The organism is Streptococcus infantis (genome assembly GCF_964243025.1).
In the GTDB taxonomy this organism is placed as follows: domain Bacteria; phylum Bacillota; class Bacilli; order Lactobacillales; family Streptococcaceae; genus Streptococcus; species Streptococcus infantis_N.
Genome location: NZ_CAXTDJ010000003.1, coordinates 16840 through 32308 on the forward strand (window position 1 = coordinate 16840; position 15469 = coordinate 32308).

Annotated in this window: 13 protein-coding genes; all 13 read right to left on the reverse strand. The window is 36.8% G+C overall.

Features of this window, described 5'->3' with window-relative positions; all coding sequences use genetic code 11:
• Positions 1-17 precede the first annotated feature (17 nt).
• Positions 18-1433: a flippase gene (locus ACESNQ_RS04015; RefSeq protein WP_314944740.1), complete on the reverse strand. Its 1416-nt coding sequence runs from the start codon at positions 1431-1433 to the stop codon at positions 18-20.
• A gap of 6 nt (positions 1434-1439) precedes the next feature.
• The gene (locus tag ACESNQ_RS04020) at positions 1440-2405 is read right to left on the reverse strand and encodes a glycosyltransferase family 2 protein (protein WP_223334535.1); all 966 of its coding nucleotides are present in this window, start codon (positions 2403-2405) and stop codon (positions 1440-1442) included.
• 5 nt (positions 2406-2410) lie between these two features.
• Positions 2411-3499: a non-hydrolyzing UDP-N-acetylglucosamine 2-epimerase gene (gene wecB, locus ACESNQ_RS04025; protein ID WP_373075198.1), complete on the reverse strand. Its 1089-nt coding sequence runs from the start codon at positions 3497-3499 to the stop codon at positions 2411-2413.
• Positions 3496-4581 carry a glycosyltransferase family 4 protein gene (locus ACESNQ_RS04030; RefSeq protein ID WP_373075199.1) on the reverse strand — a complete coding sequence of 362 codons (1086 nt, stop codon included), beginning with the start codon at positions 4579-4581 and terminating at the stop codon, positions 3496-3498. The genes wecB and ACESNQ_RS04030 overlap by 4 nt, the downstream gene beginning before the upstream one ends.
• Positions 4556-5278, reverse strand: coding sequence for a WecB/TagA/CpsF family glycosyltransferase (locus ACESNQ_RS04035; protein ID WP_373075566.1), 723 nt, complete (start codon positions 5276-5278; stop codon positions 4556-4558). The genes ACESNQ_RS04030 and ACESNQ_RS04035 overlap by 26 nt, the downstream gene beginning before the upstream one ends.
• A 19-nt stretch (positions 5279-5297) precedes the next feature.
• The gene (locus ACESNQ_RS04040; RefSeq protein WP_373075568.1) at positions 5298-6083 is read right to left on the reverse strand and encodes a LicD family protein; all 786 of its coding nucleotides are present in this window, start codon (positions 6081-6083) and stop codon (positions 5298-5300) included.
• A gap of 4 nt (positions 6084-6087) precedes the next feature.
• A complete protein-coding gene (locus tag ACESNQ_RS04045) occupies positions 6088-7458 on the reverse strand; it encodes a sugar transferase (RefSeq protein WP_314944753.1) in 1371 nt (456 codons plus the stop codon).
• A gap of 23 nt (positions 7459-7481) precedes the next feature.
• The gene (locus ACESNQ_RS04050) at positions 7482-8174 is read right to left on the reverse strand and encodes a tyrosine-protein kinase (RefSeq protein ID WP_006149526.1); all 693 of its coding nucleotides are present in this window, start codon (positions 8172-8174) and stop codon (positions 7482-7484) included.
• 10 nt (positions 8175-8184) lie between these two features.
• Complete coding sequence (locus ACESNQ_RS04055) at positions 8185-8877, reverse strand: CspC family polysaccharide chain length determinant protein (protein WP_373075201.1); 693 nt, start codon at positions 8875-8877, stop codon at positions 8185-8187.
• A gap of 8 nt (positions 8878-8885) precedes the next feature.
• A complete protein-coding gene (cps4B, locus tag ACESNQ_RS04060) occupies positions 8886-9617 on the reverse strand; it encodes a capsular polysaccharide biosynthesis protein Cps4B (protein ID WP_314944762.1) in 732 nt (243 codons plus the stop codon).
• Between the two features lies 1 nt (position 9618).
• Positions 9619-11067, reverse strand: coding sequence for an LCP family glycopolymer transferase CpsA (cpsA, locus tag ACESNQ_RS04065; protein ID WP_373075203.1), 1449 nt, complete (start codon positions 11065-11067; stop codon positions 9619-9621).
• 197 nt (positions 11068-11264) lie between these two features.
• A complete protein-coding gene (locus ACESNQ_RS04070; RefSeq protein ID WP_373075205.1) occupies positions 11265-13223 on the reverse strand; it encodes a peptide ABC transporter substrate-binding protein in 1959 nt (652 codons plus the stop codon).
• Positions 13224-13383: 160 nt separating this feature from the next.
• Complete coding sequence (locus ACESNQ_RS04075; RefSeq protein WP_373075207.1) at positions 13384-15351, reverse strand: peptide ABC transporter substrate-binding protein; 1968 nt, start codon at positions 15349-15351, stop codon at positions 13384-13386.
• Positions 15352-15469 lie beyond the last annotated feature (118 nt).

The following is a 15469-nucleotide window of genomic DNA, read 5'->3' on the forward strand; positions in this document are numbered from 1 at the left end:
ATTTATTCCATTCAATTTCACTTATTCAATAACTGCTGTTTCAACTCTTTTGGACTAATTACCTTTAAGAATAGTATTTGAAAAATGTAAAGTATCGCTCCTATTGTAGCAAATACCATAACATTTATAACAGGCGTAAAATTCACTGTAGTTTTTACAACGAATAGTACACCGTACATGAGAGCTGATGCTCCTATAATTTTAATTGTCGAAGCAAGAAGAGGCACTTCCTTTAAATAGTTTCTTGTGAAATACAGTTGAATAGCCCATACTAAGGCTTCTGTTAATACAGAAACAATGGCTGCTCCGATATAACCTAATTTAGGTAGTAATAATAAATTTAAACCGACACTCACAATAGCTGGAATAGTTGTCGAAATCATAAATTCTTTATTTTTATTATGTGGAATCAAGATTTGAATCCCCATAATATTTGTCCAGCCAATAAAGAACATTCTAAAAATCATAATTGCTATCGCATATTTAGCATCTTGGAAATCCTGTCCTAAGAAAAATTGCACGAAATCATCATTAACAATTAACATTCCTGCTATTATAGGAAAAATGACTAAATTGTATATTAAGAAAGACATCTGATGCATTTTGTTTACAGCCTTGTGATCTCCAGTTGATAGGAGATTGGCAACACGAGGAAGCATTACGCTTCCTAACGAAGTCACTAGTGTAAGCAAAATATTGACCAATTTTAAGGCTTGGTCATAAATTCCGACGTCTTTAGTTGAGGCTAATGCCCCTAGCATAGTACGATCCAGAGTAACATATAGCGAAATAGCTATTTGCGGCAAAAATAAGAGAATAACTGGTTTCAAATGTTGTTTAGCATAGGACCAATCAAAATGTGGCTTCCCGATAAATTCTCTAGCTGGCCACCACATACTAAACTGCCCCAATAATTCAAATATTGTTAGCAAAAACACATAAAGATATAAATCATTTGCTGATTTTACAAATAAGAAGATTGAAATGACACCGACCAGTTTAACAGTAATATTTCTAACTGTTATCTTGCGAAAATCCTCTAAACCTTGAAATAACCAGGAGATATCCATCCCTTTAGATACCAGACTCAAGCCCAAAATATATGCAACGGGATTTTGCATAAATGACAAGGACAGACATAAGAGAATGTATAAGCATATCGACAGAATGGTCGCACCAAACTGCAAGGTGTATATGCCCCAAAAGTTTTTTCTGATATCTTTACGATGGCCTGAAATTTCTTTTGTACCATAATTGGCCACGCCCAATGTCGCCAATAAAATAAAGTAGGTTACAATTGAATTGAAATAACCATAAGTACCTAAATCAGTTGAACTAAATACCCTAGTTACATAAGGTGTTGTTATAATAGGAAGAATTATCACTAGTAGCTGGTAAGAGAGATTATATGCATAATTTTTTAAAATCTTCATTCTTACCTAACTCATCTTCTCTCTAATTTTTTCATACAGTTTTGGAGAAACCAAAAGCATCAAGTATTTCACTTTATTTTTCCTTGTAACATTTGAATTCAGAATAACATCTTTGAAATATTGAATGTATTCTTTTCTAATTTTATTAACTTCAGCATACATATCTGAACTAAGCATAGCATGTACAATATGCAGACCATTAAAAACATAGCGAACATTCAAGGCTCTTCTCATATCCCTATCACCTGAATAGTCTCGTTCAACATAACTTATATTCCATTCCATTGCCTTGTAAAAATCTAAGAGACGATCACTATACTTAGAATTTACAATACTTCCTGGTCTTCGATAGTATTTATAAAGATTTAGATCACTAACAGCAATATTTTCACAGGAAGCAATATGCTCATAAGCAAGAGCTAAATCTTCATACAACATCCCATTAGGATATGGAAACCTTAATAAAATTTCTTTCTTATATAGTTTACCACCTGAATGTGTCCCAACATAATTTCCATAAAACATTTGTTCTAAAGCTGTTCGACGATCTAATTTTCCAGAATATTTCTCTCTGAAATCTCCTAGGAAATCGCTATTTTCATAGTTTCTAACTTCAATCACTGGAGTTGCTACAAGATCAACTCTATACTTATCTCTAAGTTCTACTAAATATTCAATGGCTCTATGGTCATAATAATCATCTGAATCAATGAAAACAATCCAATCTGTTGAAGATTCTTTTACCCCAGTATTGCGGGCATTGGATAATCCCCCATTTTCAATATGCAGAACTTTTATTCTGTCATCTTCTTGAGCATATTGGTCACAAATTTCTCCTGAAGAATCTGTAGAACCATCGTCTACCAGTATAATTTCTATATTTTTATAGGTCTGTTGTCTTAGACTGTCTACACAATAGCTTAAGCAATCTTCGACATTGTATACTGGTACAATAATAGAAACCTTATCCATTATCCCTATCCTTCCAAAATGATATTGACGATTCTTTCACAAGCTTTTCCATCTCCATAAGGGTTGCTAGCCTTACTCATCTTGTTATATTCTATTTGGTTTTCTAAAAGAAGCTTAAAATTAGAGTAAATATTTTCTTCTTCCGTACCTACTAATTTTAATGTTCCAGCCGCAATCCCCTCTGGACGCTCTGTTGTATCACGCATGACTAAAACAGGCTTCCCTAACGATGGAGCTTCTTCTTGAACTCCACCAGAATCTGTTAAAATCATGTAGCTTTGATTCATGAAATTATGGAAATCAATAACTTCTAAAGGTTCAATGATTTTCATGCGTTCATTATCCCCAAAGACTTTACTTGCCAATTCACGAACTTTAGGGTTTTTATGAATTGGGTAAACAACTTTTACATCTTCAAATTCATTTAAAATACGATTAACAGCATTAAACATATTTTCCATTGGTTGTCCAAGATTTTCACGTCTGTGAGCTGTCAACATAATCAACTTACTATCCTTAGCCCACTCTAAAATTGGGTGATTGTAATCATCCTGAACAGTTGTCTTTAAAGCATCAATAACCGTATTACCTGTTACAAAAATATTCTCTCTTCCCTCTTTTAGAAGATTGTCTTTAGCCACTTCTGTTGGCGCAAAATGATAATCTGCAATGATAGAAGTTGTCTGACGATTGAACTCCTCAGGGAATGGACTTTGAAGATTGTAGGTTCTTAAACCTGCTTCCACGTGTCCAACTTTAATCCCCATATAAAAGGCTGCCAAGGCCGTTGCGAAAGTTGTTGTCGTATCTCCGTGAACAAGCACAATATCTGGTTGTTCTTGTTCAAGCACTGCTTGAATTTTGTCTAGAATACTGGTCGTGATTGAAAATAGGGTTTGATTTGTCTTCATAATCCCCAAATCATAATCAGGAACGACCTTAAAGACATCCAAAACCTGCTCAAGCATCTCCTTATGTTGTCCAGTCACGCAGACAAGTGTCTTAATCGAGTCATTTTTTTTCAACTCGTTTACCAAAGGACACATTTTGATTGCTTCTGGGCGCGTCCCAAAAACCAACATGACTTTTTTCATTTTGATTCTCCCTTTATTTCTCTATACAGTTTCCTATAGTTCTCCAAGAATAAAGGATAACTAAATTTGTTTTCATAGTCTTTTTTTGCTTGGCTAGAAAGTTCCTGTCTTAATGTTGCATCTGTAGCTAATTTATCAATAGCAGATGCCAGAGTAGCAGGGGCTTTTGCTGGAACTAGAATCCCATTTTTATTTGATACAACTTCGTTTAACCCCGGGATATCTGTCGCAACAATTGTTTTTCCATTCATAAATGCTTCAATAGCAACTAAGCCAAATCCTTCAAATACTGAAGGCAAAACACAAAAATCAAAACTATTGATACATTCCACAATATCCTTACGATATCCTAAAAAAGTTACCGAATCTTGAAGATGTAGCTCTTTAACCTTATTCTCAAGTTCATCTCTAAGTTCACCATCACCAACGATAAACAATCGAATATCCTTAACAGTCAGTAAAGGCATAGCATCAAGGAGATAAGTCAAGCCTTTTTGCTCAGATAACCTGGCAATACAACCAAGTTTAATCCCACCATAACTGATAATCTCATCGACCTGGTCATCCGTTTCTTTTAAAACAACTCCATTATAAATAACCCTGCTATCAGTAATACCTACGTCTTCTTTTAGATTTTTATTTACTGCTTCTCCCACTGCTACACTTTTGGCAGTTTTTAAAGCAAATCCATATAGAGGCAGTTTATCTTTAAAGACATTGTGAGCGGTATAAACGTGTATCAATTTTGGATGAACAAGTTTTAATAAACGGATATAAAAAGCAGCCATCCGATGATGAGTGTGCACTATAGTAATATCATTCTTTTTGATTATTTGACGGATGCTAGTTAGAAGCTTTAATACCGTCACGGGATTTTTACTATCGATATCTAAAATTTTATGATGTTGAATCCCTTGAGAAGCCAGTTCGCTCTCCCAAAGTCCACCAGTAGACGCCACATGGACACTATCAAACTCATCTTTCAAATCCGAGCTCAATTGGTAGACAATTCTCTCTGCACCACCAATATCCATGGTACGTGAAATATGTAAAATATTATTTTTTTGATTTTCGTTTTTCATCTAATACTCGCTTAATAAACGTGACATTTCCTACGAAATAACGTTTAAAGAGACGTTTAGGTTCATTTGCCACTCGGAACAACCACTCAAGATGTGCATTTTGCATCCATAGAGGAGCTCGTTTAATATGGCCAGATAAAACGTCAAAACTACCTCCAACTCCCATAAAGACAGAATTAACACCTTGATCCATAAATTTTTGAATGATGTATTCTTTCTTAGGAGAGGTGATCCCAACAAAAACAAAATCAGGATTTTTCTCACGAATGTCTTCTTGAATGCCATATTCATCTTCTTCAGAAAAATAACCATTACGATATCCAAGAACTCGTAAGTTAGGATAATCTTTCTTGAAGATTTCTAGCATATCTATTAAAACTTCTTCCTTGGCACCAAAAAAATAAACTGAATAAGACTTTTCATTGGCTAAAAGGAGTAATCTTTGCATCAAGTCAATCCCAGCGACTCTCTCAGGAACTTGATAACCCAAAAAACGGGAAGCAAGAACAACTGATGCTCCATCTGCGTTAATGATTTCAGAATCATTCACTATCTTTTTGATCGATTCATCTGTTTGACATTGATTTATTTTGTCCGCATTCACTCCCATTAAGTGGAGTGGACGTTGTTCAATAACAAATTTTTCAACAGCTTGGACAGTTTCGTCCATTGTTAAGGGGTCAATTCTGACCCCCATTAAATCAAAACTATTCAACTTAATCTCCCCACGTAGACTCAAAATGACCCTTACGCTCAGCTTCTTTTGGTAGTTGCATGTAATCACCATATATTTTTGTCAAATACTCATCTGGATTTGCATGACAACTAATTTGTAAGTTTTCAAACTCTAGTAATTGCGGTTCCCCGAACACTTCTTTTCTTGCGAGTTCTCGTTTGCGGTAGGAACCCAAGACATTTCCGACCATGGTACTAGTTTCGTAATCATATTGTTTAATGATACTTTGTAATTTTTTGTTAATTTTTGAAGTGTTTAAGAGTTTATTTAATTTGAAGGCTTTTGAAACTTTTACAATCGCATTTTCGAAAGAGCCTCTATCTCTCTCATGCAAACGATCAATAACAGAAATCTTAGACAAGGCACGATAGAATTTTATTTTATTCGTATGCAACCAGTAATGGATTCCATCTTCTGGATAACCATCTAAAGGAAAGATATCAATAAAAGGACTACACCATTCATTACCAAATTGAATTTGGATTGAAGTATCCATAATCGAAGTATTACCTAGATTATCATCGTGAAGTCTTAAAATAACACTTTCAGGAAGCTCTTTCTCACAGATTGACAAGAATTTTTCATAATCTTTTCTAGGCATTCCTAAATCCATATCGTCATCCCATGGGATAAATCCTTTATGACGAATGGCACCGAGTAAAGTCCCACCCAATGCATAATAACGCAAATTATGTCTTTTACAAAGATCGATATAACTTTCTAAAAGTGTTAACTCTCCTAATTGAATTTCTCTCACTTTATTCATAGAATCATTTTGCTCCATCTCTCATCAGCACTACTTTTATTGTTTTTAATAAAATTTCAAAATCTTTCCAGATTGTCCAATCATCGATATAGGCCACATCTAGTTTGACAACATCATCAAAGTTGGTAATTTCACTACGACCACTAATTTGCCACAAGCCAGTAATTCCTGGTTTGAAACTCAAACGACGTTTTTGTTCAGGTGTGTATTTTTCGTATTCGTCCACTGTTGGAGGTCGAGTTCCTACTAGGCTCATATCACCAATCAACACATTCCAAAATTGGGGCAGTTCATCCAAACTTGTCTTTCGAATAAAGTGTCCAATTTTGGTAACGCGAGGGTCATTGTCCATCTTAAACATACCACCCTGCATGGTATTTTGGTCCATCAATTGCTGCTTGATTTCTTCCGCATCTACTCGCATAGAACGGAATTTATAAAAAGTGAAATGACGACCATTTTTTCCTATTCGGGTCTGAGAAAAAATTGCTGGTCCACCATCTTTTCGAATCATTGGAACAAGGACTATGCTTACTAGTCCACAGATGATTAACCCAACAATTGCCCCTAAAATATCAATAATTCGTTTGGCAACTATGTGGCTTGGTTTATATAAGTTTGTAGAAAAAGTTACTACATTTAATCCAGCCATCTCATGAATCTGTTTATTTCTACCTAAATTCTTATCAAAGGCATTTAAATTTACAGTAACATCAATTCCCATTGTTTCAAATTGTGAAATAATGCTACCGATATCATAATCCTCACTAGGCAGGTTCACAAAAACTTCGTCCACAACCTCATGAGTTGCATAATTAATTAGATTCTCTCGAGGAATAACCGTTACTTTATTGTGTTTAAAATCTGGTTTATCTAGTACACTCACAGCGACAAGTTTCCCACCGACATCAGTTGCATTTAACAAACGGTCGATAACCTTCTCAATTCGGGATGTCGCAGTGATCAAAATGATTTTACGGCTCCCTTTTAAATTATGGTTAAAATGGACCCAATATTTTTTGATAACAAAACTCAGGAAATAATTAAACACTCCGTACAAAGATAGGAAGTAAATCATACCCCGTCTAGAAATTACAAATTGATCCTTCAGAAAAAAACTAGAAAAACTAATCAGCAATGCAAAAAAGATGATGTATTTTACTATCTCTATCAATTCGACGGATTGACTGCGTTTGAAAAAATCCTTTCCGTAGCCACTGATATAGAAGGCTGCAAAATGAAGAAAATACAGAACAAAAACCGTTTTTGCAACAATTTCTGTTTCAGATACAGAGATTAGTATATAAGCCAATATGCTGACCAGTATACTCTGCAAAAACGCTAGAGTTACGTTGTAGAAACCCCTTCCTTCCATTTTTTACTCCCTTTTTTTCCTACTTATTTCTTCCCGTAGGAACCGTAGTTCCCGTATGAACCATATGAACCATATTTTTCAAGCTGAATATTAAATTTATTCAGAATAACTCCTAAGAATGGTGTTCCTGTTTGCTCTAACTGGTCTTTAGCTTTTTGAACTTCTCTCCGTTTTGTTGCAGAAGCTTCAGTTACCAGGATAGAGGCATCGCATTTTTGTACGATAATAGCTGCATCAATGACAACACCGATAGGGGCTGTATCCACAATGATATAGTCAAAGTATTTGCGTAAAGTCTCAATCATTGCTTCAAATTTGTCACTTTGAAGAAGAGCAGTCGGGTTTGGTGAAACAGCTCCTGATTGAATGACAAACAAGTTTTCTACGTTTGTTTCACACAAACCATGAGATAAATCTTTGGTTCCTGATAAGTAGTCTGTCAAACCTGTAATTTTTTCTCGAGATTTAAAGACACCTGACATTACCGAATTACGAATATCGGCATCGATAAGGAGTGTCTTATAGCCTGCACGCGCGAATGCCCAAGCTATGTTGGTTGAAGTAGTCGACTTCCCTTCTCCAGGTCTAACTGAAGAAAGGGCAATCACTTTGAGACCATCTCCACTCAACTGGATATTGGTCCGTAGTGCGTTATAATACTCCTCAGCTTTTTTTACAGAGTGTAATCGTTGTTCTGATAATTCTAACTTTGCCATATTTCCCTCTTTACTTTAATTTCTCAAGATTTGGAATAACACCTAAAAGTGAGATGTGCATCACTTCTTCGATATCTTCTGGACGCTTCACTCGATCATCCAACAATTCAACTAAAAGTACGATAATCGTGACGAATCCTACACCTGCTATAGTGGCTATCATTGTATTGCGACGAATATTTGGAGACGATGGTGATGTTGCCGGTCTTGCTTCTTCAAGTGTGGTTACATCTGACACTCGTGTTACAGAAATAATTTTCTGCGCGGCTACTTCTCTGAGTGCATTGGCAATACGACTTGCTTCCTCAGGATTGCCATCTCGAACCGAGATAGATACAATACGAGTTTCTGCTGGAACTGTTACTGAAACTTTTCTTCCAAGAGTTTTTGCATCCATAGTTAATTTTTGGTCGGCCACTACTTTTTCAAGAACATCCTGAGAGAGGATGATTTCACGGTAGTCTTTTACCAAGTAAGCACCCGCTTGCAAATCTTGGTTGGTCAAACCAGGCTTATCTGCTTGGTTACGATTGACAACATAGATACGGGTGGTACTAGCATACTGAGGCTTAATCATAAATGAGCTATAAGCAAAAGCTGCTAGACCTGCTACTAGTGCAGCTAAGACAATGAGGAATTTTCGTTTCCATAGCACTTTTATCAATTGAAATACGTCAATTTCAAATTTATCTTGTTCTTTCATCATTTCTCCTATATTAGTTTGTCATTTATTATTTTTGATGGATTTGTTTCAAAAAGCTCACGAGCTTTTCCTGATCCGTATTTTTTAGCAATGAGCTCATAAGCTTCTCTCATATACGGTGGGCGATTATCTAAATTGTGCATATCGCTAGCCACTACATGGACTAAGTCCTTGTCCAAAAAATACCTAGCACGCTTTTTCATAAACTTGTAGGTGTCTCCAAAAATCCGCGGTTTTAAGACACTCGAGCTATTAATCTGCATATAGCAGCCCATATTGATGAGCTCTCTAACTTTTTTCTCATCATTTTCCAAAGTGTGATAGCGCTCAATATGAGCAACCACTGGTGTAATCCCTAACATGAGAACTTTAGTCAAGGCGCTATGAATATCTCTGTAGGGTGTATTCATGCTAAACTCAATCAAAGCATAACGAGTGCCATTGAGTTTTGGAATGATATTTTGTTCAAGTTTTTCTAAAACATCACTAGAAAAGTAAATCTCAGCTCCGTACACTACCTTCAAATCCGGTGCGATTTCTTGAGCCAACTGTTTGACTTCGCTAAAATTAGCTGCAATTTTGTCTTCTGGTGTTTCAAACATCCCTTTTCTACGATGAGAGGTGGAAACAATGGTTCGAACACCTTGTGCGTAAGCTTCCTCTAAGAGAGCCTTGCTCTCAGCTCTATTTTTAGGTCCATCGTCAACATCGAAAACAATATGTGAATGAATATCAATCATCTTATTTTCCTTCCATGGTATCTTTAATAGCCGTTTTTACAGCTTCCAAGCTGGTTGGGTCGATTTCTAACATGTAAAGATTGCTATCTGGCATAGCGTAAGACGGGAGACCCATACGACCAGTTCCTTTCAAATCTTGATTAGTAACGGTATATTTTCCTCCACTTGCCAACTGAGTATTGACAAGACTTACCATTGTTTCTGGTGGCATATTGGTCTGAATTGAATCCTGCAAACTCTGAATAATACTGTCATAGTTTTTCAGGGATTCTGCCGAGGTTAATTTCTGGATAATCGCCGCAATGACTTTTTGTTGGTTACGGCCGCGATCCCCATCACCATCCGCAAGCGAATAACGTTCACGCACAAATCCCAAAGCTTGTTCAGAATCCAGATGGACATTGCCGACTGGGAAGTGGTATTGCCCATGACGCGATGTGAATTCTTGATCATTGTATACATCCACGCCTCCTAGAAGGTCAATCAACTTCAAGAAAGAGGTGAAATTAAGTCGAGCATAATAGTTCAAGTCGATACCATAAAGATTTTCTAAGGTATGGATAGAAGCATCTACACCATAGATACCCGCATGCGTCAACTTATCGTTTTGGTTGTTCCCACCATCTGCAATAGGGACATAGGCGTCTCGAGGAGTTGTCGTCAAGAGAATCTTCTTAGTATCTTGATTCACTGTCATGATGATATTGACATCTGAGCGCGAAACAGAACTGATAGGACCATAGGTATCAATCCCGCTGATGTAGACATTGAAAGAATTTCCTGTAGCTACCTTAGGCGCCTCCACTTTCTTAGTCAAGTCCTTGGTATAGATTTTCTTGATTTTCTTAGCGTGGTCGGGATATTCCTGCTCAATCAGATTTTCAAAAACACCGTTTAAGACTATTGCTTTGGTTTCTCCATCTAACAAACTCTTATAGGCTGCTAGGTAAGAAGAAGCTTCCTCAACTGTCAATTCCTTGCTTTGAGTTGTTTTAATGTCATCTATCAATTTTTGAATATTCTCAGCATCTGTTCCTGTTGGAGCAGTTACACTAGAAAGTTGAGAAACGTTATTAATCTCACTGTCTGCTAGCACTGCCACACTCATAGAGTAGCTTGAGTAATTTGAAGTTGCATTGAATTGATTGGCGAGTCCAACAAATCGATTTACAGCTACTAAAGCTACAGAGCTAAATAAAACCGAGAGCACTAGGACTATCAAGGTGAACACCTTGGCTTTGCGTTTAACTATCAACAAGAGGGATAATAATGCTATGAGCACTAAAACTACTGCCAGGATAATATTAAAATAGCTGACCGCTAAAATCTGATATTTAAAAATCAAAAACAATAAAAAAGAAGCTAGAATAGCATAGATTAGCAACAAACCTATGTTTAAGCTCTGCTGAAATTTACTAGATTTACTTTTTTTTATGCGTCTACTTTTCATGGAACACCTCTTCAAAACATTTTAATTCAATTATATCACAAAGTACCTCTAAAGGCTATCTACATTAGTCAAGGAAACGTTTTATTTTGAAAATGTATTTAGTGAGTGTATATTTATTAGCACTTTTGCTACATTTTATGTTTTCAAAAAACAGCTAAAATAAAAAAATAGAGCTCTTAAAAAGCTCTATTTTTTTATTATTTAACGTGACTTTCGAATTCTTTTTGACTCTTTTCAACTGAGTTTTTACGTTCTTGTTCCCATTTGGCTTTAGCTTCGTCAAATTGAGCAGTTGTTACGACTTCGGTTTGCAATTTCATGTACTTATAGTTACTTCCAGTACCTTTGATTCCGACAAGTGAGTAAGCTCGTGTAAATGGTGTCACACGTGTTACTGAAGCTCCACCACCGTTTGACACAACTGGGATTAGAAGAGAACTATCAATCAACCAAGCTTGTGCCTCTGCGTAGTTTTCATAGCGTTTAGCTACGTCTGTATTTTCTGCATCTGCTGCTTTCAATTTTTGAGTATATTGGTCCAATCCTAGACTAGTAATCTTAGCTGTGTCCTTACTTGGATCAAGTCCTAAAATCTTGAGATAGAATCCATCCTCAGCATTGAAAGGATTGAGGTAAGTTGAAGGATCTTGGTAGTCAGCTGACCATCCATCCAAGTTCAAATCATAGTCATGATCTGCAGGAGTTGGTGCTTGAACTGTTGCATTTGAATAATCATCTGTTGACAATTGGATAACATCAACCACTACATTTTCAGAACCGAGCGTTGATTCGATTGATTGTTTGATTGAGTTTGTTCCAGAAAGCAAGGTCTTGTTAACCTGGTCTACAGGCAAGTCCAAATGAATTGGGAAGCTCACACCTTGTGCTTCCAATTCTTTTTTAGCTTCTGCAAACTTCGCTTGTGCTTTTTCTTTATTGAAATAACCGTCTTGAGCATCTTCAAGATTCATATTTGACCATTGTGTACCATAGTTTACCAACTTAGATGAAACTGTCTCACCAAAAGTCTTGTCACCTACTTGCACGAAAGTTGGTGGTACAAGCGAGTTACGAAGAGTGTTTTTAGCTGCTTCTTCTCCATTAGACTGAGCCGAATAAGCTGTACGGTCAATGGCAAAGTTGATCGCTTGACGGAAATTTTTATTTAAAATCGCAGCTTGGGTAGCTTGTTTTTGCTCATCGCTAGTCTTAGCTGTATGATTGTATACTTGGCGATTAACGTTAAAATTATAGTACCAAGAAGTCGCATCCTGCAAGCTATAGACGATGTTGTCCTTGTATTTTTCCTTTGTCTTAGCGAAGTTTGAGCTATTTGGATAAACACCTGCAGATGAGTAAGCACCACTTTCAAAGTTACGAATTGTCAAGTCTTGGTCTGAACCATCAAAATAGGCCAATTTTACCTTTTCAATCGTTACTTTTTCTTGGTCATAGTAATGTGGGTTTTTCACATATTCGATAGAAGACTTAGATGTAAAATCTTTTAACAAATATGGTCCGCTATAAAGAATGCTATCTGGTTTCAGGGTTCCGAAGTCTTTACCTTTAGAAGCAAGGAATTCTTCGTTTACAGGGAACAAGATACTGTTAGTTGTCTTAGAGTTCCAGAATGGTTCTGGTCGTGTCAAAGTATATTGGACAGTATAGTCATCCAAGGCTTTGACACCAACATTTGAAAAGTCTGTATTAGCACCTGTTACATAATCATCTAATCCCTTGATTGAGTTCTGAATCAAATCGAGAGCTTGACTCTTGTTATCAGCTGCATACTTGATACCTGTGACAAAATCTTGTGCTTTAATTGGGGCATATTCTTCCCCATCAGCCGTGAACCATTTTGCATCTTGACGAAGCTTATAAGTGTAAGTCAAACCATCCTTTGAAACACTCCAATCTTCTGCAAGAGCAGGAATGAGATTTCCATAATTGTCATTTTCAAGCAAACCATCCACCAAGTTGGTTACAACAGCAGTATTATCACCAGAGTAGTCCAACAGGTAGTTGAAGGTTGTCGGGTCGGCACCAAATGTTGACGAGTAGGTTTTAGCATCTGATGCAGACTTCCCACACGCTGTCAATAAGACCGCCGCGGCAAGCGTCAACCCCGCTCCAATCAGTCGTTTTTTAAGTTTCATGATTCATTTTCTCCTTATATGTTAGGTTTTATGACATAAAGCTATTCTACCAAATTTCGCCCCAAAAGTAAAGTTATTTAATTATTTGCCCTCTCGTCAGTATATGAAAAAAGAAAGAAACCCCGCATAAAATCAGGATTTCTTTCACCGTTGTTTAAAATTATTTAACGTGGTTCGCTAACTCTTTTTGATATTTAGCATTTGTTTCAAGTTTCTCTTTTTGCCATTTCTTAAGAGCTTCTTCGTATTCTTTAGTGGTTACAATATCATTTTGCAACTCTAAACCTTTAAATACAAACGGATCTCCCTTGATACCAACTTGAGAGTAGGCTTTCGAGAATGGTACTGTACGACTAACTGTAGGAGAACCTCCTGAAGACGCTACAGGGATGAGGAGTGAGCTATCAGATACCCAAGCCTGTGCTTTGGCATATTTTTCATAGCGTTTGTTAAGGTCGGTTGTTTCTGATGCCGCATCATCCAAGAGTTTCTTGTACTCATCAAGTCCAACTTGAGCCATGACTTCTGGATCTTTACCTTTTGTGATACCCAAGTGTTTAAGGGCAGAACCCTTCTTAGCATCCAAGATATTTAGATAAGTAGCTGGATCTTGATAGTCTGGTCCCCAACCAGTTCCGTTCAAGTCATAGTCTTTTTGAGAAGGAACCTTAGCTTGAGAAGTAATACTCATTTTCTCATTATCTGTCATTTGAAGCACATCGATGACAACATTTTCAGTTCCAAGCGCTGCTTCGACAGATTGTTTGAGGGAGTTGGTTTGTTGAACAGCAATGACATCTGTTTGTTCAACTGGAATATCCAAGTGGATTGGGAAGGTCACACCTTTAGCTTGCAATTCTGATTTTGCTTTTTCAAAGGCAGCTTTTGCTTTTGTTGGATTGTAAATAGTATCTTTACCATCTGTCAAAGCTACATCTTTCCACTGGTCTCCGTATGTTACTAATTGTTCTTGAGCCAATTCACCGAAGGTCTTTTCACCGACCTGAACATAGTCATAAGGTACAAGACTGGTTCGGATAATCTTGTCCGCTCCTTCTTCACCATTCATCTGAGCAGAGTAAGAATGACGGTCAAGAGCAAAGTTGATTGCCTGGCGGAAGTTTTTGTTGAGAAGCGCTTCTTTTGTAGAAGTCTTTTGTGCTTCATCTGTCTTTGCTGTTTTATTGTAAGACTGACGATTCACGTTGAAAGTAAAGTAATAGCTGGTCGCTTCTTGTGGACTATAGACAATCTTATCCCCGTATTCTTGCTTAGTTGAATCAAAGTTTGAACTTGTTGGGAAGAGACGAGCTGTTGTATAGGCTCCTGATGAGAAACTACGAATCAATGATTCTTGGTCAGATCCATCGTAAAAAGTAAGTTTGACGTGGTCAATTTTAACATTGTCTTTATCCCAATAATTTGGATTTTTTTCGTACTCGATCACTGATTTTGAAGTGAAGTTCTTCAAAATATATGGTCCATTATAGAGAATACCTGAAGGTGTCGCTGCACCATAATCTTTACCTTGAGAATTCAGGAATTCTTCATTAACTGGGAGCATAGTCGCTGTTGTTACCTTAGAATTCCAGAAGCTTTCTGGTTGGTTCAAGGTGTATTGAACAGTGTAGTCGTCAATTGCTTTAACTCCAACTGTTGAAAAGTCATTGCTTTCACCACTGACGTATTCTGCCAAACCTTTGATAGAATCTTGGATCAGACTTAAGCCATCTGACTTACCATCAGCAGCATGTTTCAAACCAGTCACAAAGTCTTGAGCCTTGACCTCGGCGTACTCCTCACCTTCAGAAGTATACCATTTGACACCTTTACGTAGTTTGTAAGTATAGGTCAAACCGTCTTGTGAAACCGACCAGTCTTCAGCAAGAGATGGAATCAAGTTTCCGTATTTGTCATTTTCCAAGAGTCCGTCGACCAAGTTAGCAATGACGTCCGATGTTGAACTTTTACTAGTAACGCTATAGTCCAATGTTGATGGATCGATGGCATATACGTATGAAAATGTTTTTGGAGCGTCTGCTTTTTTCTCTGTCTTTCCACAAGCCGCTAAAAGAAGAGCTGCGCTCATCGTTATCCCTGCTACTGCGAGCAACTTTTTCGATTTCATCGGTATTCTCCTTTAAAATATTATTTTTCACCATTATACCCTATTTTTTTATAAAAGCAAGGGTTTTAAGGGTATTTTTTAGAAAATTCAAAATAATATTTTTTTAAGAAATTTTTAC

Bases quoted from the DNA above. Each gene is read 5' to 3' on its own strand.
- ACESNQ_RS04015 (WP_314944740.1), bottom strand. From the start codon at position 1,433: ATGAAGATTTTAAAAAATTATGCATATAATCTCTCTTACCAGCTACTA.
- ACESNQ_RS04020 (WP_223334535.1), bottom strand. From the start codon at position 2,405: ATGGATAAGGTTTCTATTATTGTACCAGTATACAATGTCGAAGATTGC.
- wecB (WP_373075198.1), bottom strand. From the start codon at position 3,499: ATGAAAAAAGTCATGTTGGTTTTTGGGACGCGCCCAGAAGCAATCAAA.
- ACESNQ_RS04030 (WP_373075199.1), bottom strand. From the start codon at position 4,581: ATGAAAAACGAAAATCAAAAAAATAATATTTTACATATTTCACGTACC.
- ACESNQ_RS04035 (WP_373075566.1), bottom strand. From the start codon at position 5,278: ATGGGGGTCAGAATTGACCCCTTAACAATGGACGAAACTGTCCAAGCT.
- ACESNQ_RS04040 (WP_373075568.1), bottom strand. From the start codon at position 6,083: ATGAATAAAGTGAGAGAAATTCAATTAGGAGAGTTAACACTTTTAGAA.
- ACESNQ_RS04045 (WP_314944753.1), bottom strand. From the start codon at position 7,458: ATGGAAGGAAGGGGTTTCTACAACGTAACTCTAGCGTTTTTGCAGAGT.
- ACESNQ_RS04050 (WP_006149526.1), bottom strand. From the start codon at position 8,174: ATGGCAAAGTTAGAATTATCAGAACAACGATTACACTCTGTAAAAAAA.
- ACESNQ_RS04055 (WP_373075201.1), bottom strand. From the start codon at position 8,877: ATGAAAGAACAAGATAAATTTGAAATTGACGTATTTCAATTGATAAAA.
- cps4B (WP_314944762.1), bottom strand. From the start codon at position 9,617: ATGATTGATATTCATTCACATATTGTTTTCGATGTTGACGATGGACCT.
- cpsA (WP_373075203.1), bottom strand. From the start codon at position 11,067: ATGAAAAGTAGACGCATAAAAAAAAGTAAATCTAGTAAATTTCAGCAG.
- ACESNQ_RS04070 (WP_373075205.1), bottom strand. From the start codon at position 13,223: ATGAAACTTAAAAAACGACTGATTGGAGCGGGGTTGACGCTTGCCGCG.
- ACESNQ_RS04075 (WP_373075207.1), bottom strand. From the start codon at position 15,351: ATGAAATCGAAAAAGTTGCTCGCAGTAGCAGGGATAACGATGAGCGCA.